This is a genomic window from Pseudomonas sp. GW456-L12, assembly GCF_059424045.1.
Map to the genome: position 1 here is coordinate 60,876 of NZ_JBWKZA010000019.1, position 20,469 is coordinate 81,344.

Below are 20,469 nucleotides of genomic sequence, written 5' to 3' on the forward strand. Positions count from 1 at the left end.
CTGAGGAACATGCTCGAAAACCGCGCGATAGAAGGCCGCGCCCTTCGTCCGCCCTTCCCGCCCAGGTGCAACGGGAAGCACTAGAAAAAGACCACAGCAGCAGGAGTGAGCCGTTGACCCTAGCCCCCGAACAGGCCGTGCATTTTGGCCCCTACCGGATCTACCCCGGGCAACGCCTGATCCTGGAAGCCGAGCGGCCCTTGCGCCTGGGCCGCCGCTCCATGGACATCCTGCTGATCCTGCTGGAACACGCCGGCGAAGTGGTCAGCAAGCAGCAACTGATCGCCCGGGTCTGGCCCAGGAGCGTGGTCGAAGATACCAACCTGCGGGTGCACATGGCGGCGCTGCGCAAGGCCCTGGGCGACGGCCAGGCCGGCCAGCGCTACATCGTCACCGTGGCCCAGCGCGGCTACAGCTTCGTCGCGCCCTTCTCCCTGGAGCCGTTCGCCCCCGAGCGCTTCGAGCAAGGCCCCAAAGCCCCTTCGGCCGAGCCGGGCGGGCATAACCTGCCGGTGCGCCGCACCCGCCTGATCGGGCGCCAGGCCCTGGTGGACAATGTGCTGACGCAACTGGCGCGCCAGCGCTTCATCACCCTGGTCGGCCCCGGCGGCATCGGCAAGACCACCGTGGCCCTGCGGGTCGCCGAACAGCTGATCGGTCAGTACCGGGACGGCATCCGCCTGCTGGACCTGGCCCCGCTCAACGACCCACGGATGATCACCAGCCACCTGGCGACCCTGCTCGACCTGGCGCTGCACGACGACGAACCGCTGGCCAGCCTGGCGAACTTCCTGCGCGAGCGGCAGATGCTGCTGGTGATCGACAACTGCGAGCACCTGCTCGACACCATCGCGCCGCTCTGCGAAAGCATCCTGCGCGCGGCGCCACAGGTGCATGTCCTGGCCACCAGCCGCGAGAGCCTGCGCGCCGAGGGCGAATTCTTGCAACGCCTGGAATCCCTGGATTGCCCACCGCCCATCGCGGTGCTGGACCGCGCCCAGGCCCTGACCTTCTCGGCCCTGCAATTGTTCGTCGAGCGGGCGATGGCCAGCCATGACAGCTTCGAACTGAGCCAGGACGAACTGCCCCTGGCGATCGATATCTGCCGGCGCCTGGACGGCATTCCCCTGGCCATCGAGCTGGCCGCTGCCCAGGTCGGCAACCTGGGGCTCGCGGGCTTGCTCAGCCAGTTGCACGGCAGTTTCCGCCTGCTGACCCAGGGCTGCCAGGTCACCCCGGGCCGTCATCAGACCCTGCGCGCCACCCTGGACTGGAGCTTCGAACTGCTCAGCGCCTGCGAGCAGGCCTGCCTGCGCCGGCTGGGCGTATTCAGGGGCGGCTTCACCCTGCCATCGGCCGCGGCGGTGATCGTCGACGCGCACATCGAAGCCAGCGTGGTCTTTACCGCGATCACCCAGTTGGTGGCCAAGTCCCTGCTGAACGTGGAGGTCGGCGACGAGGAAGTGTTCTATCGCCTGCTGGACACCACCCGCAGCTATGCCCTGGAAAAACTCGAGCAGGCCGCCGAACTGCCGGCTACCCGCAGGCGCCACGCCGAACGTTGCCTGGCCTTGATGCACCAGGCCCGGGACGATTGGGAACAGACCCCCTCGACGCTGTGGGTCGAGCGGCACGCCCGCAGCCTGGAAGACATCCGCGCGGCGCTCGACTGGGGCTTGAATGCCCAGGGTCCGCAACAGCTGGCGATCCACCTGGCCGCGGCCTCCACACCGCTGTGGCAGGAGCTGTCGCTGCTCAAGGAGCACGGCGGCTATGTGCGCCAAGCCCTGGCCCTGCTTCACGCGGCGGGCGAGGCCTGCCCGCGCCTGACCCAGGCCCTCAAGCTGGCCCTCGGCAGCGCCTGCTACCACACCCAGGGCAGCAGCACCGAGGCCATCGAGGCCTTCGTCGCGGCCAGGGCCCTGGCCGAAAGCACCGACGATGTGGCCGCCCAGCTCAAGGCGGTGTCCGGGCACATGGCGGTCAACCTCAGTTGCGGTCACTACCAACTGGCCCTGGAGCAAAGCCGGCAGTTCGACCACCTGGCGCGGCGCGGCGCCGGCCCGACCGCGATGTCCCTCAGCACCCAGCGCCTGCAGGTGCTGGCCCTGCACTTCGCCGGCGACCAACCACGGGCCCGGGACCAGGCCGAGCAAGTCATCCAGCTGATGGCCCAGAGCGGCAATCTGAGCCGCTTCACCCGCGGCTTTGGCGTGCAGTACGACCAGAGCGTCGCCGCCCTGACGATCCTGGCGCGGATCCTCTGGCTGCAAGGCCACCCGGAAAAAGCCTGGCGCACCGCGCGCCAGGCCCTGGACATCGCCCTGCAGATCAACCACGGCACCTCCATCTGCTACACCCTGGCCCTGGCCGGCTGCCTGATAGCCCACTACAACGGCGACGCCGCGACTGCCCGCGAACTCCTGCGCCTGCTGCTGGAGCAGGCGCAGAAGCATTCGGTGCTGCTGTTCTACACCTGGGGCCGGCACTATGCGCAGGTCATCGAAGGCGCCCCGGAGTTCTCGCCGCCGCAATCCGGCACCGGGCTGATCGGGGAAATCATGGTGACCCTGGACGGCGCTTTCATCGACAACGCCTTGCTGCAACGGGCCGAAAGCGGCACGGCCGGCTGGAGCACGGCGGAGATCCTGCGCACCCGGGCCGAGGCGCTGCTGACCGACAATGCGCCTGACGCCGCCGAAGCGGTGCTGCACCAGGCGTTGGCAGTGGCCAGGGCCCAGGGCGCGCTGACCTGGGAATTGCGCAGCGCCACCTCGCTGGCCCGGCTCTGGCAGCGCCAGGGCCAGGCCCGGCGCGCCCATGAGCTGCTCGAACCGCTCTACGCCCGCTTCACCGAAGGTTTTGCCACGCCGGACCTAACCCGCGTCCGGGAACTGCTCGATGAGCTGCAACGACAGGTGCCTGACTGACAGCCAGCGGGCCTTGCCGATGGCGTGGGCATGCCGCCTTTCGAACACCCGCAGCTGCCCGCTGTGTTCCAGCTTCTGCAGCGCGTAGGCGCGGGTAGTGTTGAGAAAGCGGTAATGCGTCGTGCCCTGGCCGGGCTCCACCACCAGCAGCGATTTGCGCGCCAGTTGCGCCATCACCTCGGCCACGCACTCGGGCCGCAGCACCGCACAGCTGATGACGTCGGTGGCGGCCTGCACAGTGAAGGCCATGTCGAACACCGCCAGGCGCTGCAACAGGCTTTGCTCCAGCGGGCTCAGCCGCTGATAGCTCCAGTCCAGGGCGGACTCGAGCGTCCGATGTCGCGCCACGGCGGTGCGCCGCCCCTGGGTCAGCAGTTGAAAGCAGTTGTCCAGTTGCGCTTGCAGCCCCACCAGCGCCAGCGCATCGATCTGCGCCGCCGCCAGCTCGATGGCCAATGGCAAGCCATCGAGCCGCCGACAGATTTCGCGCACCGCTGCCAGGTCCTGTTCCCGCAAGGCAAAGCCTTGCTGGCGGGCACGGGCACGGCTGACCAACAGCTGCACCGCCGAATGGCTCATGACTTCCGCCACGCTGTGCAACGACGAAGCCGGCGGCACCGACAAGGCCGCCAGGCCATGCACCGTCTCCCCCGAAACCCGCAGCGGTTCGCGGCTGGTGGCCAGGATCGACAGCCGTGGCGCCGAGGCCAGCAACGGCTCCACCACGGCCCGGCAGCGTTCGAGCAGATGCTCGCAATTGTCCAGCACCAGCAAGGCATGCCGGGTTGCCAGCGCCTCCAGGCCGGCGTCCAGTTCGAGGCTGTGCCTGAGGTGCTCGACCAATTGCGCCGGGTTGTCGATGCTCGCCAGGTCGATGAACCACACGCCGTCGCGGTAGTGCTGCAACAGCAGCTCGGCGACCTGCAGCGCGACCGTGGTCTTGCCGATCCCCGCCGGACCGACCAGGGTCATGAACCGGCGCACCGGCAACTGCCGGACCAGGCTGCCGACCACCGGGTCGCGACCGATGACCGGGGTCAGGCGTGCCGGCAGGTTGTGCTGGGGCTTGTGCAGGCTCGCCAGCGCGACCGGCTCCCCTTGCGCCTCACGCCGCACCGGGGCGGTGAAGCAGTAACCGCGCTGCGGAATGTTGACGATGTAGCCTTGCCCGTCCTGGCCCTCGCCGAGGGCGCGGCGCAGGGCGGCGATGTGCACGCGCAGGTTGATGTCCTCGACCACCGAGTTCGGCCAGACACGAGCGATCAATTCGTCCTTGCCCACCACCTGGCCGGCGCGCTCGACCAGCACCCGCAGGATGTCCAGGGCACGCCCGCCCATGCGCAACGGCCGGTCGCCGTCGAGGATCAGCCGCTGCCGCAGGTGGAAGGCGTAGGGGCCGAACCGCAGCAGCCCGTCGCCGTGCAAATCTCTGATGCTGTTCATGCGCATCCACATGCTGGAAACCTGGCCGGTGCCAGGCTCCCGCACCTCCTTTACCAAGGGTTCCCCGGTATCTTGGCAGGCACCGATGACGGTACAACCACCCTGGAGGGAGCGTCACGGCCATCGCGGTGCGCCAGACGGACAAGCCGGCGCTAGCTGAACTGTTCGCGGTACTGGGTGGGGGTCAGGCCGAGCTTTTCGCTGAACAGGAATCGCATGTGCCGCACACTGCCGAAGCCGCTTTTGTAGGCCACGGTCTTGAGCGGCAGGTCGCTGCTCTCCAGCAGGTTCCGCGCCCGGTCGATCCGTGCGCTTTGCAGGAACTCCATGGGCGTCATGTTCACTTCCCGGGCAAACACCCGGGCGAAATGCCGCGAACTCATGTTCGCCAGGCTGGCCATGCGCTCGATGCTGAAGGCTTCGTCCAGGTGTTCGAGCACATGGTTCTGCACCCGGGTCACCGGCGTCTCCTGCGGCGCCACCGTGGCCATCAACGGGCTGAACTGCGCCTGCCCGCCCTGGCGCTTCATCACCACCAGCAACACCTTGGCCACATCCTGGGCGACTTTCTTGCCGTGGTCCCGGGCAACCACCGCCAACGCCAGGTCGATGCCGGCGGTGACCCCGCCCGAGGTGATCAGGTTGCGATCCTCGACAAAGATCTGGTCGGTCTCCACCGTCGCCTCGGGGAAGGCCCGGATCAGGCGTTCCGTGTAGTGCCAGTGGGTCGTCACCCGATACCCGTCGAGCAAACCGGCGTGCCCGAGGATGAAGGCCCCGGTGCAGATCGAGCCATAGACCGCCGAGCGGCGCACGGCCGCCGCCAGCCAGTCGAGCAAGGGTCGGTGCTTTTCGTTGTAGGCCCCCGGCCCCCCGGGCACCAGCAACAAGTCATAGCTGTCGCGCGCCTGGTCGATATGCAGATCGGCCTGCACCTTGACGCCGTTGGAAGCGCGCAACGCGCCGTGCTCGGTACCGATTGTCGAGAGCTGGTAATGGTCCTTCGGCTCCAGATAACGGTTGGCGATGGAAAACACCTCCATGGGCCCGGCCATGTCGAGCAGGAGAAAGTCTGGAAACAACACCATTGCCACGGTTTTCATGGGTAAATATCACTGATATCAAAGGGTTGGAAGCATAACGCCGACCCTGGACATTATGCCCGGACGGCGCGCGCTCAGCGGGCAAGAATACGTGATTCATCGCACAAAATTGTCAACCTGATCAGGACAGTATTTCAGTTTCCATCTACTTATTGCGCCGCAGGGTAAACATTAGCCTTCTCCTCAACCGGACGAATTCCCGTTCCGACAGGAGATTCCCTCATGCTGACCCTTCGCAAAGCCTCTGATCGCGGCGCCGCCAACCACGGTTGGTTGAAGTCGTTCCACACCTTTTCCTTCGCCAACTATCGCAACCCACGGGAACAGGGTTTTTCCGACCTGCTGGTGATCAACGACGACCGGGTCGCCGCCGGCAAAGGCTTCGGCCAACACCCGCACCGGGACATGGAGATTTTCTCCTACGTGCTCGAAGGCGCCCTGGAACACAAGGACACCCTGGGCACCGGTTCGGTGATCCGTCCTGGCGACGTGCAACTGATGAGCGCCGGCAGCGGCGTGGCGCACAGCGAGTACAACCACTCGGCCACCCAGCCGGTGCACTTCCTGCAGATCTGGATAGTGCCGAACGTCAGCGGCGCCAAGCCGCGTTACCAGCAAGAGCATTTCAGCCCGCAGCAAAAACGCGGCCGCCTGCAACTGATCATCTCCCCCGAGGGGGCCGACGGCTCGCTGCAGGTGCGCCAGGATGCGCGGGTGTATGCCGGGCTGATCGACGGCCAGGAAAGCGCCACCCTCAAGCTCGACGCCAACCGCTACGCCTATGTGCATGTGGCCCGCGGCTCGGTCGACCTCAACGGCCTGCTCTTGCAGGAAGGCGATGGCGTGCGGGTACGCGAGGAACAGGCGCTGACCTTGAGCAACGGCGCGAATGCCGAAGTGCTGGTGTTCGATCTGCGGGCGCAGGAACTGCCGGAAATGCCTTGACCGGCACCGGCCCGGGGGCTTGCGTCCCCGGGCCTTTTTTCGACGTTGACAGGCGCCCAGGGGCCAGTGGAAGCCCTCGACCGCAGCGGCTGATAGCCGCTAGCGCCTATTCGTTCGCTTCAACCAGCCTGACCGAGTTGCACAAGGGGCGTTCGCCTTTTCCCCCTGCCCCTCTGCGGCCGTTCGACGGGTGTGCGATGCCCTCCCGCCTCAAAACGTCTGCGCTTCTCCCTGCCTTCGCGCCCCATCCAGCAACGCATCCACCACCGCCCGCGCCATTTCCACCGAATGGATCATCGACCAGATCAAGCCCCGCTCGATCCCGCTGGCACTGGTGATCTCATCCGCCGTCTCCTCGGCGCACTTGAGCAACAACGACACATGCAACAACGCCTCCTCGGCGCTGACGCCAGGGCGAACGGCGAATAGCGGACGGCCGTTGCCGTCATGACAACCGAACGTGCTGCTGCCGGTTTCCTGCAAGGCACGGTGCAAAGGCTCACCCTCAACGCGACTTTCCAGTGCCTGAAGAAGGGTTTGATTGGGAATTTCCAGCTGAACTATTTGTTCGCGGCTGGGCGAAAGAATGGGCGGATCGGGGACGATCTTTTTCATGACGCGGCTCCTTCTTTGATGAAGACCGCCAGCATCACTTGCAGATGATGGGTGGCGGCTACGTGCAGGTCTGCAAGACCGGGAAGAAGAAGCAAACCCGGCAGACCCGAAGGTCTCCCGCACGCAGCCACCATAAATCGAGCTGACATCTCAACGATTCCGTGTGTGCGTCCAGCGCTTCTTGCTTGTTCGGGCTTGCAGTCCCGATCGCTGATTTTGCAGCGACCGGGGCAGCCTAGCCCCGAACATTCAACAGGCACAAGACGCCAAAACCGCAGAAATGTAACCCGGCGATTCTCTCGGAAATGCCCTACAAATCAAAGAGAAAAGCCGCTCAAACCGTGAGCTTTTTTCACGAACAATCGAGCGTCGACCGGCTGCTCCTACAAAGGGCAAATGCACAACCTGAGAACGCCCCAATCCCTGTACGTGAAAGCCCGCATCCGACCACCAGGTGCCCCTTCAGCCCTGCCCCTTGAGCAAATGACGAATCCGGATCTTCACCCCGTCGCTCTGGAAGCGGCGGGCGGCGGCCTCGATCTTCAGCTCGGCGCGGGTCACCCGCTCGTGATGACGCAGGTGGCCGACCCAGGATTCGTCGAAGAACATCTCGCACCACAGGCGCGGGTTTTCGCTGTCCTGCAGCAGGCACCAGGAAAACGAACCGTTGCGCTGGCGCATGCGCCGCACCGGGTTCATCGCCTGCTGGAAGGCCTGGGCGTGTTCGGGGGCGATGTCGTATTCCAGGCTGATCATCACCGGCCCGCGCTCCAGGTCCTGGTCGGCGCCGAGCAGCGGTTGCGGCCAGTGCAGCGACGGCGCCAGGTCTTCGGCGCTGCGCTGGGGCAAGCCGACCCGCCAGGTCAGCCCGACCCCGGCCAGCAGCACCGCTGCCGCCAGGCTCAGGGCAAGGCTCATGGACAACAGGCTGGCCACCCAGCCCCAGAGCAACCCGCCCAGGGCCATGCTGCCGAAGAACATCAGGATATACACCGCCAGCGCTCGTGCCCGCACCCAGGCCGGCACCGAGGTCTGGGCCGCCACCTGGAAACTCGAGAGCACGGCGATCCAGGCACCGCCGCTGATCAGCATCACCGGGATCAACAGATAGAAGTCGCGCAGCCAGGCCAGGGCGAACAGCACCAGGGCGTAGGTCACGCTGGCCAGCGCCACCAGGCGATCCACCGCCAGGCGCTGGCGCAGCTTTGGCAACAGCATCGCCCCCAGCACGGCGCCGAGGCCGACGTTACCGAGCAATACGCCGAACTGGGTCGCGCTGCCCTGCAACTCGCCACGCACGATCAACGGCAGCAAGGACATGCCGGCGCTGGCGCCAAAGAAAAACCCCAGGGTACGAATCAGCACCCGTTGCAGCGGATGGGAACTGCGGGCGTAGCGCCAGCCCACGCGGATCGCACTGAACAGCCGCTCCGCCGGCAACACCGCGACCTTCGGCTCGCGCCGCCAGCAGGCGAGCACGCCGATCACCGCAAAGAACGACAGCGCATTCACCGCGAAGGTCGCCCAGGGCCCGGCCAGGCTCACCAGGACCCCGGCGATGGCCGGGCCCACGGCGCGCGCCACGTTGGTCCCGACGCTGCTCAAGGCGATGGCCGCGGGCAATTCGCCGGCGGGCACCAGTTCCGGGGTCAGGGCCGACCAGGCCGGCATCATCAGGGCGGTGCCGATGCCCATGGCCAGGGTCAACAGCAGCAACAAGGGCACCGTCATCAGGCCGCTGAGGGTCAGGAACGCCAGGAGCATGGCGACGCTGGCCATCCAGCCCTGCACCAGCAACAGGTAGCGGCGCTTGTCGACGATATCGGCCAGCGCCCCCGCCGGCAGTGCGAGGAAAAACATCGGCGCCGCGGCGGCCACCTGCACCAGCGCCACCGTCATCGGGCTGGCCGACAGCGAGGTCATCAGCCAGCCGGCACCCACCTCGTGCATCCAGGTGCCGATGTTCGAGGCGATGCTGGCCAGCCACAGCCCGCGAAACAGGCCATGCTTGAGCGGGCTCCAGGGCGACAGGGAGGCCGCGCTACGGGAGGAATCGAGGGTCTGTTTCATGACGGTCCTTGAGTCGTGGGAACGGTTTGCAGTCCGGGCGTTTTTTATCGCCAACGACCGCAGGCCGGCGCAAGCGGGTTGCGTCGGCCGGTGGTCGTTGACGACAGGCTTACTTGACCTGCCGCTGCGGCGCCTTGTGCACCATGGTGTAGGCGTAGTCCACGCCCATGCCGTAGGCGCCGCTGTGCTCGCGCACCAGGTCCATCACCGCGTCGTAGGTGTCCTTGTGCGCCCAGTCGCGCTGGAATTCGAGCAGCACTTGCTGCCAGGTCACCGGGACCGCGCCGGCCTGGATCATGCGCTGCACCGACATGTCATGGGCTTCCTGGGTGGTGCCGCCGGAGGCGTCGGTGACGATGTACACCTCGTAGCCTTCGGCCAGGGCTTCCAGGGCCGGGAAGTTCAGGCAGACCTCGGTCCACAGCGCGGCCATGATCAGTTTCTTGCGCCCGGTAGCCTTGACTGCTTCCACCAGTTTCTTGTCTTCCCAGGAGTTCATCGAGGTGCGCTCGATCGGCTGGTGGTCCGGGAACACGCTGAGCAGTTCCGGCCAGATGTAGCCGCTGAAGCTCTCGGTTTCCACCGAGGTGAAGATGGTCGGCACGTTGAAGATCTTCGCCGCCTTGGCCAGGCCCACGGTGTTGTTCTTCAGGGTCTGGCGGTCGATCGACTGCACGCCGAAGGACATCTGCGGCTGGTGGTCGATCAGGATCAGGGCGGAATTGGTTGGGTTGAGCAGTTCACGGATAGACATGGCGCGTTCCTTTTGCTGTCGAGTAGGTTCAAACGTTGAGTTGCACAATTCGGGAGCTCGGCGCGGGTTCCGCTGTGGGAGGCTTTGCTGCCGGCTTGGTGGCTAATTTAGGGGTCAAAACAAAAAGGGACAATCCAGCAAAACCGAGAATCATTGATTCCAAAACAGAGACAATTTAAAAACTGCCGCAGCGCCCACTGCGAACGGCACCTGCCGCCTGCCCGCCCGCGCAAACGGCCGAATGCAGCACAGCCGTACAATCCTCGCACCCTGTAATAGGCAACCATGCCTCGCCTCGATCCGATGGCCACGCCGAGCGGACGCGGGTTGACCGAAGGCGTGCCGGCAGCTGCCGGAACCGCGGCCAGCCGCGTCCTGGGCCACCCACCTTGACGCGGGACATAAGCATGCTGCTTGCCTCGAAACACCTCACCACCCCCAGACCGATGCGCCTGCGCCTGAAGCCGCTGTGGCTGCTCGCCTTGCTCAGCGGCGGCGCCCCGGTGCTGGCGGCACAAAGCGCACAGGACACCCCCGGTTTCCTTGAGGGGGCGAACCTTGAAGTGCTCAGCCGCAACTTCTACCTCAACAACGACTATCGCTCCCCGACCCCGGCCGGCAAGAGCTACAAGCAGGAATGGGCCCAGGGCTTCATCGCCTCGTTCGCGTCCGGCTTCACCCCCGGCACCCTCGGCGTGGGGGTCGATGCCCACGGTTTCCTGGGCTTGAAACTGGACGGCGGCAAGGGGCATTCCGGGACGGGCCTGTTGCCGCTGGATCATGACGGGCGCAGCGAAGACAGCTACTCCAGCGCCGGCGGCGCGCTGAAGTTCAAGGCCTCGCGGACCACCCTGGCGCTCGGTGAAATGAGCGTGGCGACCCCGGTGTTCGACACCGCCGACAAACGCCTGCAACCGGAATACGCCAGCGGCCTGCTGCTTTCCAGCCGGGAGATCGAGGGGGTCGAGCTGCAGGCCGGTCACTTCAACGCCTTCAAGAACCAGGACGCCTCGACCGCCCAGGGCGACTTTTCCGGCTACGGGGCGACGACCCGCCACGCCAGCATCGACTTCATCGGCGCCGACCTGTTCACCGGCCAGGCGCTGGGCGGCGCCCTCTACGCCTCGGAGCTGAGCGACACCTGGCGCCAGTACTACGCCAACCTGCATGCCAGCCTTGGCCAGTGGTTCCTCGACGGTAACCTGTACCGCACCCGCGACCAGGGTCAGGCCACGGCCGGCGCCATCGAAACCACGGCCTACAGCCTCTCCGGCAAATACCGGATCGACGCCCAGGCATTCACCCTGGCCTATCAGAAAATCCACGGCGACACGCCCTTCGACTTCGTCGGCGGCGACTCCATCTACCTCGCCAACTCGATCAAGTACGCCGACTTCAACGGCCCCGGCGAACGCTCCTGGCAAGCGCGCTACGACCTCGACCTGGGCGCCCTGGGCATTCCCGGCCTGAGTTTCATGGCGCGCTATGTGAGCGGTCGCGGCATCGACGGCAGCCACGCGCCCCAGGGCGGCGCCTACAACCCCTTCGACAGCGCCAGCGGCACCTACAGCCCGCAACAGGGCCGGGGCGGACGCCATTGGGAACGCGACCTGGACCTGAACTACATCGTGCAATCGGGCCCGGCCAAGGACCTGTCGCTGCAACTGTCCCACGTCAGCCACCGGGCCAACGCCGCCCAGGCCGGCGACGATATCGACCGGCTGTACATCGTCATTCAGTACCCGCTCAAGCTCGGGCCGTTCTGATCCTGCGCGGTGGAGTCGATAGCCTGCCGAAGCGTTTCCAGTGTCGCGGGCTTGAACAGAATCTCGTCCATCCCGGCGGCCTTGCATCGCTCCACCGCACTCGCCTCGATGCTGGCCGTCAGGGCAATGATGCGACAGCGTGGCAGGCCGCTGTGGGACTCCTCCCAGCGGATCCGCCTGGCGAGCTCGAAGCCGTCCATTCTGGGCATCATGCCGTCCGTGAGCACGATGTCGAAGTCCGCGCTCAACCAGCGTTTGAAGGCTTCCTGCCCGTCTTCTGCGACCACGACTCGATGCCCCAGGGTCTCAAGCTGGGTGTTGAGGGTGACGCGATTGAAGGCGTTATCTTCGGCCAGCAAGATGGACAATGGCTGCACTTGGGCAGAAACGGGCTGGGCCTGTTGCGCAGCTTCGCCCTCGACAGCGGCTGGAGGGTCGCAGATGGGCAGGCTCAATTCGAGGCTGAAGCACGACCCTTTGCCAGGTTCGCTACGCGGGTTGATCGTGCCCCCCATCAGTTGCACCAGGCGGCGGCTGATGTTCAGCCCCAGGCCGCTTCCGGACATCTGCTCAGTGCCTGGTACACCCACCTGGGAGAAGGGTTTGAACAGCTTGCCCATGTCTTCGGCGCCAATACCGATGCCCGTATCGATGACATCGAGGTCCAGGCACAACCGCTCCCCCTCACGGCGGGTGCGGGCCTGCAGGGTGACGCCTCCGCGCTCGGTGAATTTGATGGCGTTGCTGAGCAGGTTGAACAGCACCTGCTTGAAATGCAGCGGGTCCAGCAGCACCCATGCCTGCAGGTCACCTTCCATCTTGACGTCCAGGGTCAGGCCTTTTTGTCGCGCCATGCCCGCCACTACCGAGACGACGCCTTCAATCTGTTTTTTGATGAGCACCGGCTCAGGAAACGAATCGATCTTTCCAGACTCGATGCGAGAAATATCCAGCACATTGCCCAGCAGCAACAGGAGCCCCTGGGCCGCTTCCTGGGCCACGGACAGGGATACGCTGTCGGCCTCCCCCTGTTTCGCTCTGCGCAGGGCGAGTTCCTGCAGGCCGATGATCGCGTTCAGCGGCGTGCGTATCTCATGGCTCATCGTCGACAGGAAGACGCTCTTGGCCTGGTTGGCGGCCTCGGCCCGTTCCTCGGCCGCCCGGGTCCTGCGGACCTGGCGTCGCAGGTAGAAGGCCCAGATCAGCGAGATGGCGATCAGGATCGCGAAGAGGCTGCCCAACTGGAGAATCTTGTCGCGATGGTCACGCCAGAAGTCGCTCCCGCCCCTGGAGAAACGCGGCTCCCAGGCTTTGACTATTTCCGCGACCTCTTCAGGCGTGATTGCCAGTTGCGCCTTCTCCAGGATGCTGCGCAACTCCGGCTGGTTCTTCGCCACCCCGATACCGATGGGCGTGGAGGTGCTTTGCAGGATCCCGGTGACCTGGATGCGATTGTCGAAGTACTGGGCCGACAGATAGCGGCCGGTGTAGTCGCTGCTCAGGTACACCTCGTTCTGCCCCGAATCGACCGAGCGCATGGCCTCGAGGAACGTGGGGTATACCTTGAGCTGAATCGCCGGATAGTCACGTCTTATGGTATCGATGAAAAAGTAGCCTTCACCCGTCGCCAGCGTCTTCCCATTCAGATCGGCAAGCCCGGTGAAACGCCTGCCGGCGTGGCGGCCAGCACCGGCCGCGGTCATCAGCACGGTGGAGCTGCGCAGGTACGGCGGCAAGACATCCAGTGGCGTCTCGAACAGCTCGGACTGAGGCATGGCCGGGGTCAACAGCACGCGCCCCTCGGCGATGAGCTTGTTGGTTTCAAGGGTGTTTGGCGTGCCCAGGTAGGAGAACTTCAGGCCGCTGCGCTGGCTGATCAACTCCAGGTAGTCGCGGCCAATGCCGGTGACGTCGCGATCCCGTCCCAGCTCGCCCAGCGCCCCAAGCGAGTAATTGATGGCCACGGGGACCTGCGGGCGGCTGTCCAGCCAGCGCTGTTCCGCGGGCGCCAGCTTCACCCGCGCTTCGTCGATGCTCAAGCGGCGGCCGGCGCTCCAGCTGCGCAGGATGTCGTCCCCATAGCGCTTGGATATCCCGGGGATCGCCCGGTCGATGATGCCCCTCAGCGGCTCGTCGCCCGGACGCAGAAGGAAGCGGAAACCCTGGCTGTCGACAGGAGCGAAGTTGTCGATGCGCAGGCCCAGCAGGTAATGGGTTTGAATCAGGTAATGCGAGGACAGCGCATCCCCCAACACTGCGTCGACATCCCCCAGCACCAGCGCTTCGAGCGCGCGTTGGGGCGAATCGAAAAGCTCGACCTTGCTCTGGGGATAGACCTCCCGTACCGCCTGTTGCTGAAGATAGCCGACGGTCATTCCCAGAACGCTACCGGCCTGGTCGGGATCGAAGGGCTGGGCCTGCGACGTCACCAGCACCGGCCGGTCGGGCAGGTAAGCCTCGCTGAGCAGCAGGCCATTTTCCCGGCCTTCGACATCGCTGCCCACGCCCAGCAGGTCGATCTCGCCACTGCGCAAGGCCGCCAGCGCGGATGCCCGCGACGAGTAGGCGCGCACCTTGGGCGGCCGCTCGAACATCAGGGCCAGATAGTCGGCGGTGATGCCCTGGTAGCGGTCGCCATAGAGCACTGACAGGGGCGGATAATCGAGACGCACGACCCCGACCGTGAGCGGCCCCCGCCCTTCCAGCCACTGCCGCGCCCTGGCATCCAGCCAGGGGTGACTGCTGGTGGTCATCCGACCGGACAATGTGATGTCTTGCGCGTGAGCCGGAAATATCGGTGAAAGAAAACCCAGCAACAGGATGCCGATAGCTGCGAGGGACCTCAGTAGCATGGGGGAACCTTCCTTGAGGTACTTGCGGGATTTGCGGCAGGCGGCGATCCGCAGGCGGTCACTGCGGCGCGATCGAAAATGTCGTGAACTCAACTGCAACTCTAGGTCTTGGTGGCTTTGCCGACAGCAAATACCGCATCGTAGACCATCGAGGACAGGGACTGACAGACGAATACCGCACAATGAGTACGACTGTTTCTTGCCCCTCCATGATTTATCTGAATTGGTCAGCCCAATTCGCGTTGGCTTGATATTCCTGTCGGCAGGTTTGCTGGGGCAGATCTACGGCAGCCTCGTTGCGGGGCGTTGGGGCCTGGGTTACGCCCTCATGCCACGGGTGGTGATCTATGCCGCGACCGCGTTGCGGCTGGCCACGGTCCCGGAAGGAACTCGAGCGGTACCTCCGAATGGCTCGATGTGGGAAGGATATCGGCCCATCTTCACCTTGCTCGGTGTTCGCTGGAGAGGGTGGCCGGACTGTTCTCGCCAGAGGTCAATATCGAGGTCGAAGCGGTATTCGCATTACCTGGCTGAGTTCGGCCACGGAAGCTGTGGATGGCCCTCATCGAAGAAGAGGCGCCATCCCGGTATCGCCACCCGTTTTGTGCCAGCAATTGGCATGCCCGGCGTTCATGCTCGACTCCAGGCAGGACACCGAGTACAGCCAAAAGTCATAAGACGCCCTCTTGCCAAACCAGAATACCCAACTAATGTTCCCCCCAATCAATCCAGGCCTGAACACACCAATTTGTGAGTCGAAAACCATCTCCCACAAGCCTCGATACAACGCCATTTAACCTAGACACCGACCAGGGAGTTTCGCAACCATCATGGAAGAAACCCTTATCCTGGTGGATCAGGATGATCGCCCGACGGGCTTTGCCGAAAAGCTCTTCGTCCATCAAGAAGGGCTCTTGCACCGGGCATTCTCGATTTTCATCTTCGATCAACAGGGCCGTTTGCTGTTGCAGCAGCGAGCGCTCACCAAGTATCACTCTCAAGGTTTATGGACCAATACCTGCTGCGGCCATCCCCGCCAAGGCGAGGAAACCTGCAGCGCCGCCAGACGCCGGTTGCGTGAGGAAATGGGCATAGCGTGCGAGCTCCGCGCCGTGGCGCATCTGCTCTATCGCAAGCCGGTCTCCAATCAATTGATCGAACATGAATATGACCATGTGTTTGCCGGTATCTACTCTCAAGACCCGGCCGCCAATCCCGACGAGGCCCAGGCCTGGCAATGGCTGAGCCTGGCCGAACTGTCGCAGCGCATCAGCGTTGCCCCACACACGTTCAGTGTCTGGTTTCGCAAGATCTTCGAGCGTCACGCAATCGCCGGCCTGCAAGATTGGCAGGCACAGGCGCAAGACAAGCTCCTCTAGTCGATGCGGCCACTGCTGTGTCACGCCGCAGAAGCAGCAGCCGGGGCCGATCCCTCGGCCCTGGCCATGGCCAGCACTGCGTTGGAGATTGCGCCTTCAAGGCACCGCCCCCCGTTGCAAGCTCCTGGCCTCAGGACAACTCGTATTGCTGACGGTTGTTCAATACCCGTTGAGCCTGTTCGCGGTCCAGGTCGCCGACCTTATCGGCCACCACCACGGTGGCCACGCAATTGCCAATCAGGTTGCCCGCCGCGCGTGCCATGCCGATGAACCAGTCAATCGACAACACCAGCACCAGGCCGATCACCGGAATGCTTGGGACTGCGCTCAGGGTCGCCGCCAGGATCACGATGGCCGAGCCCGGCACGCCGTGCGCGCCCTTGGAGGTCACGAGCGACACCCCGAGCACCAGCAGCAGGTCACCTATCGACAAGGGGGTATTGGTGGCCTGGGCAATAAAGACCACCGCCAGGGTCAGGTAGATCGAGAAGGCATCGAGGTTGAACGAATAGCCGGTGGGCACCACCAGCCCCACCACTGATTTTTTCACGCCCAGGACTTCCAGCTTGCGCATGATCTGCGGTAGCACCGAGTCCGAGGAGGCGGTGGCCAGCACGATGGTCAGCTCCTCGCGCAGGTAGGCAATGAACTTGAACACGTTGATCCCGGCATAACGCAACACCGCCCCCAGGATCACGAACACGAATATCAGGATCGAGGCGTAGAACAGCACGACCAGGGAAATCAGCTGCTTCATCGAACCGACGCCGTACTTGCCAACGGTGTAGGCCACCGCCCCTAGCACGCCCAAGGGCGCCAGCCGCACGATCAGGCCCATGGCCTTGAACAGCACCTTGGAAATATCGTCGATGAACGAGGTCACGCGCTCCGCGCTTTTACCCCCCACCAATGCCAGGCTGATGCCGAACAGCAAGGCAAAGAACAGCACCTGCAATACATCGTTGCGGGCCAATGCATCGATTGAGGTCGTGGGAATGATGTTCAGGATGAACGAACCGATGCCGCTGCCCTGGAGCTTGTGGGCATTCTCCGAATAGCTGCTCATGGCCCCGGCATCCAGGGTCGTGGTGTCGATGTTCATGCCATGCCCGGGCCCGAATACGAACGCCAGCAGGATGCCGAGAGCCAGGGCGATGGTGGTCATGATCTCGAAGTAGATCAGCGCCACGCCCCCTACCCGCCCGACGTTTTTCAGGTCGCCCGTACCGGCGATCCCGTGCACCACTACACAAAAGACGATGGGTGCGACGATCATCGAAATCAGCTTGAGAAAACCGTCGCTGAGCACTTTCAGCTTTACCGCGAAATCAGGCACCAGTACGCCGAGCACAATCCCCAGCAGCAGGGCCAGCAACACCTGCGAAAAGAGTGATCCATACCAGGCCCTGGCCGGTGGTTTGACTGCGCTCACAGCATTTGAGTCGTGGGTCATGATGTTTCTCCGTCAAGAATCAACCGAGTCCCTCGCGGGTCGACAACGCTGTCGACCCGCGGACTGCCCCCTCTTCAGCGACTCAGGTCGACTTCTGCCCGGATGAATATCGGGCGACCGAACCACAGCGGAGTCACTTGAAGAATGCATCGTGCAAAGCAGCCCCCATGCCACTTCCCGCGGAAAATCATGGATTTATTATTTACCGATCGAAAAACAAGGTCTTACAGGTCTGACCAGTAAAAGAAGCTGTTCGACTCGTCAGTTTTCTCCAGACTCGCAATCGTGCGCAGGTGGAGGCCCACGCCTCAAGACAGCGCAATCTCCCCCGCCGCCCGGGCCATGGAAGCGTGCACGAATGCTCTGAAATGGGGAGTTCAAGCCGTGAGCAGGACTGCTCGGCTACAAAGATGGCAGATGGATGAGTCCCACCCTTCATAGAGACTCGATCCAGATAAAGCTTGCAGGGTATCCCGGCGGCGGCCAGCGCCGCTGGCGGCAGGTTAGCAACAGCCCTGGCTGGTTGTCGGCCGACGTACCTGACCGTACACCGCCAGGCAATGCACCTGGCTGACCCAATGGCTGGGCACGGGCGTCCAGGACTGGGGGTCGTTGCCGGCCTCATCGGTCGGTTGAATCACCTCGCCCTCCAGCAGCGGGCGATAACCTGGCTCTGGTGTGGGCCGCACGCCAATAACGCCGCCCGCCGCTACGCCTGGGGCAACATCCAAAGGTTGTTGCGTAGAGCGCTTCAAATCCATGCCGCTGAACTCCTGTGGGATGACGTTCAAGCGCGAAGCAAAACGCGCGCCACAGACTTGCTCAGGCAGGTGCGAAAACTAATGCGACGAGACATAGACAGATGGCGTGGCCAGCGCAGGCAACGCATAGGTCGCCTTCATCCATTCGATCTCCGCCTGGGGCGTTCGGCCGAAGAAGCGTTTGAACTCGCGGCTGAATTGCGAGGCGCTTTCGTAGCCTACGTTGAAGGCCGCCGTCGAAGCGCTCATGGCGTTGCGCAGCATCAGCAGTCGCGCCTGGTGCAAGCGCGTCGACTTCAGGTACTGCATCGGAGAGGCGTTCGTCACGCTGCGAAAGTGCAGGTGAAAGCTAGGCACGCTCATGCTCGCTTCCTGGGCCAGGGACTCCACGTCCAGGCGCTCCTGGTAGCAACTGTGGATCTTGCGGATCGCGCGAGTGATCTTGCCGAAGTGCCCCTGGCGATTGAGCGCGACATGCATCGAGCCGCCCTGCTCGCCCGTCAGGATGCGGTAATAGATTTCCCGCACCAGCGATGGCCCGAGTATCTGCGCGTCACCTGGAGTACTCATCGCCTCGAGAAAACGCAGTGTCGAGGCGCGCAGCAGATCGTCCATCGGCGAAGCATACATCCCCTTGGGCTGGGCGTCGCTGGGCCCGAGGACTTCATCCATTTGCAGCATCAACTCGCTGGCCACCTGCAAGTCGAGGCGCATGTAGACCGCCAACATGGGCTCTGCCTCACTGGCGTCAGTCTCCATGGTGAACGGCACGGGGACCGACACCACCAGGTAATGCTGGGCGTCATAGACGTAGACGTCATCACCCAGATAGCCACGCTTGCGCCCTTGGCACAGGATGACGATGCCCGGGTCATACAAAACCGGAGTGCGGGTCAGGGGCCGGTTCGAACGCAGGAAACGGATATCCTCCAAAGCGCTGAGGTTGTAGCCCTCGATCGGAGCCAGCTTTTCCATCAGCTGCACCATGCGCGAAGTCTGTGAGTCGGCCTGATTCATTGACGCCCCCTTGGCTGACCGTTCAACCATCGGTCGAACGGCTCAGCGCTTCCCATTGATCGATCTCATTGGCCGCCTGCTCCAGTCTGGAACGCACCAGGCTCAACGCATCGCTGCCCAGCAGCAGGTGTGCGGGTGGCGTCGGGCTGGTGATGACCTGCAGCATCGCCTGCGCGGCTTTCTGCGGGTTGCCCAGCTGCCTGCCGCTCTTCTCTTCGCGGGCTTTGCGCAACGGGTCGAAACTGGCGTCATAGTCGGCAATGCTCCGTGGAGTGCGCTGCATCGAACGACCGGCCCAGTCCGTGCGAAACGAGCCTGGCGCCACGGCGGTCACGAAGATATTAAACGGCCGCAATTCTTTGCTCAGCGTATCGGAGATACCTTCAAGCGCAAACTTGCTCCCGCAGTAGTAGGCGATACCCGGCATGGTGACTGTGCCGCCCATGGAGGTGATATTGAGAATGTGACCGGCACGCCGCTTGCGAAAATAAGGCAGGAACGCCTTGGTTACCGCGACCGCGCCGAACACATTGACATCGAACTGTCGACGCAGCTCCTCCAGCGGCGACTCTTCGAAGATGCCCTCATGACCATAGCCGGCGTTGTTGACCAAGACATCGACCGGGCCATGAACGGCTTCGACAGCAGCGACCACGCTGTCGATCCGCTCGAAGTCAGTGACATCCAGAATCACCCCATGGGCACGATCCACGGAAAGCGCCTGAAACGCCTGCAAGGCCGCTTCATTGCGCACAGTGCCGATAATCCAATGCCCCGCGGCAAGCGCTTCCCGCGCCAGCGCATTGCCAAAGCCGCTGCTGACACCCGTGATAAATAGGGTCTTTATGCTGTTCATGGCGAGCTCCGATAGATAGGGACGAGGCGGCCATGCTATCCAGGGAAAACCCGGTCACCTATGCCGATTTTTCTTTGAGCATTGCCTATTCCTATCAGAGCCAATAGTTAAGTGGGTAGTCGCCGATCTCCGCTTTCGCGAGTCAGGTCCGCTCCAGCGTGGCAAAAGGGAAAGAAGCAAAAAGCCTCGGAACAACTAAGCAAGATCGTCGTAGGCTATCGAGGGAAAAGTGCCCTGCCTCAAAAACCGCTCTAGTAAAAAGTCACGTCATGCCAAGGCTGCTACGTCCAAACGAGTCTTGAACCAAGGGATGACGGAAAACAGACAGAGAAATGCACTTAAAACCACTGGATGCTGCTGGAACGCAGCCGACGTCAGTGGAATACCGCACAAACGAAAAAAGGACCCGAAGGTCCTTTTTTCGATCGCTGCAGAATTCAGTGGAACTCTATAGCGTTATGTTTGGAGCGGGAAACGAGACTCGCATCTGGCATCCTATGGTTGATGCCCCGCCTGTAATAGACT

General features: G+C 63.6%; 14 protein-coding genes. 4 read left to right on the forward strand and 10 right to left on the reverse strand.

Features of this window, described 5'->3' with window-relative positions:
* Nucleotides 1–113 precede the first annotated feature (113 nt).
* Nucleotides 114–2,930 (forward strand): ATP-binding protein, encoded by a 2,817-nt coding sequence (locus tag AC07Y9_RS21725; protein ID WP_102680749.1) that lies wholly within the window; start codon nt 114–116, stop codon nt 2,928–2,930.
* Here AC07Y9_RS21725 and AC07Y9_RS21730 read toward each other — a convergent pair.
* The gene (locus AC07Y9_RS21730) at nt 2,877–4,373 is read right to left on the reverse strand and encodes an ATP-binding protein (protein ID WP_102680779.1); all 1,497 of its coding nucleotides are present in this window, start codon (nt 4,371–4,373) and stop codon (nt 2,877–2,879) included. The two genes, AC07Y9_RS21725 and AC07Y9_RS21730, sit on opposite strands and share 54 nt — an antisense overlap.
* 152 nt (nt 4,374–4,525) lie before the next feature.
* Complete coding sequence (locus tag AC07Y9_RS21735; protein ID WP_102680748.1) at nt 4,526–5,476, reverse strand: GlxA family transcriptional regulator; 951 nt, start codon at nt 5,474–5,476, stop codon at nt 4,526–4,528.
* 222 nt (nt 5,477–5,698) lie between these two features.
* Here AC07Y9_RS21735 and AC07Y9_RS21740 point away from each other — a divergent pair, with 222 nt between their 5' ends.
* The gene (locus tag AC07Y9_RS21740) at nt 5,699–6,421 is read left to right on the forward strand and encodes a pirin family protein (RefSeq protein ID WP_085530517.1); all 723 of its coding nucleotides are present in this window, start codon (nt 5,699–5,701) and stop codon (nt 6,419–6,421) included.
* Between the two features lie 210 nt (nt 6,422–6,631).
* On the opposite strand, the gene AC07Y9_RS21745 is transcribed toward AC07Y9_RS21740, so the two are convergent.
* From AC07Y9_RS21745 to AC07Y9_RS21755, 3 genes are all read right to left on the reverse strand, one after another.
* Nucleotides 6,632–7,036: a DUF3077 domain-containing protein gene (locus AC07Y9_RS21745; protein WP_102680747.1), complete on the reverse strand. Its 405-nt coding sequence runs from the start codon at nt 7,034–7,036 to the stop codon at nt 6,632–6,634.
* A 462-nt stretch (nt 7,037–7,498) separates the two neighbouring features.
* The gene (locus AC07Y9_RS21750; protein WP_102680746.1) at nt 7,499–9,106 is read right to left on the reverse strand and encodes an MFS transporter; all 1,608 of its coding nucleotides are present in this window, start codon (nt 9,104–9,106) and stop codon (nt 7,499–7,501) included.
* Between the two features lie 109 nt (nt 9,107–9,215).
* A complete protein-coding gene (locus tag AC07Y9_RS21755) occupies nt 9,216–9,860 on the reverse strand; it encodes a hydrolase (RefSeq protein ID WP_092160408.1) in 645 nt (214 codons plus the stop codon).
* Between the two features lie 407 nt (nt 9,861–10,267).
* Here AC07Y9_RS21755 and AC07Y9_RS21760 point away from each other — a divergent pair, with 407 nt between their 5' ends.
* Nucleotides 10,268–11,626, forward strand: a complete 1,359-nt coding sequence (locus AC07Y9_RS21760) for an OprD family porin (protein WP_102680385.1) — start codon at nt 10,268–10,270, stop codon at nt 11,624–11,626.
* Here the strand turns inward: AC07Y9_RS21760 and AC07Y9_RS21765 are convergent.
* The gene (locus tag AC07Y9_RS21765; RefSeq protein WP_102680386.1) at nt 11,596–14,478 is read right to left on the reverse strand and encodes an ATP-binding protein; all 2,883 of its coding nucleotides are present in this window, start codon (nt 14,476–14,478) and stop codon (nt 11,596–11,598) included. The two genes, AC07Y9_RS21760 and AC07Y9_RS21765, sit on opposite strands and share 31 nt — an antisense overlap.
* Before the next feature lie 830 nt (nt 14,479–15,308).
* Here AC07Y9_RS21765 and idi point away from each other — a divergent pair.
* On the forward strand, nt 15,309–15,857 hold the full coding sequence (gene idi, locus AC07Y9_RS21770) for an isopentenyl-diphosphate Delta-isomerase (RefSeq protein WP_102680388.1): 549 nt from the start codon (nt 15,309–15,311) through the stop codon (nt 15,855–15,857).
* Between the two features lie 130 nt (nt 15,858–15,987).
* Here the strand turns inward: idi and dctA are convergent, their stop codons facing one another.
* The 4 genes from dctA to AC07Y9_RS21790 form a co-directional block, all read right to left on the reverse strand.
* The gene (dctA, locus tag AC07Y9_RS21775) at nt 15,988–17,310 is read right to left on the reverse strand and encodes a C4-dicarboxylate transporter DctA (protein ID WP_102680389.1); all 1,323 of its coding nucleotides are present in this window, start codon (nt 17,308–17,310) and stop codon (nt 15,988–15,990) included.
* Between the two features lie 503 nt (nt 17,311–17,813).
* The gene (locus tag AC07Y9_RS21780; RefSeq protein ID WP_124298114.1) at nt 17,814–18,071 is read right to left on the reverse strand and encodes a hypothetical protein; all 258 of its coding nucleotides are present in this window, start codon (nt 18,069–18,071) and stop codon (nt 17,814–17,816) included.
* Between the two features lie 78 nt (nt 18,072–18,149).
* On the reverse strand, nt 18,150–19,088 hold the full coding sequence (locus tag AC07Y9_RS21785; protein WP_102680390.1) for an AraC family transcriptional regulator: 939 nt from the start codon (nt 19,086–19,088) through the stop codon (nt 18,150–18,152).
* A gap of 22 nt (nt 19,089–19,110) precedes the next feature.
* The gene (locus AC07Y9_RS21790) at nt 19,111–19,944 is read right to left on the reverse strand and encodes an oxidoreductase (protein ID WP_102680391.1); all 834 of its coding nucleotides are present in this window, start codon (nt 19,942–19,944) and stop codon (nt 19,111–19,113) included.
* Nucleotides 19,945–20,469 lie beyond the last annotated feature (525 nt).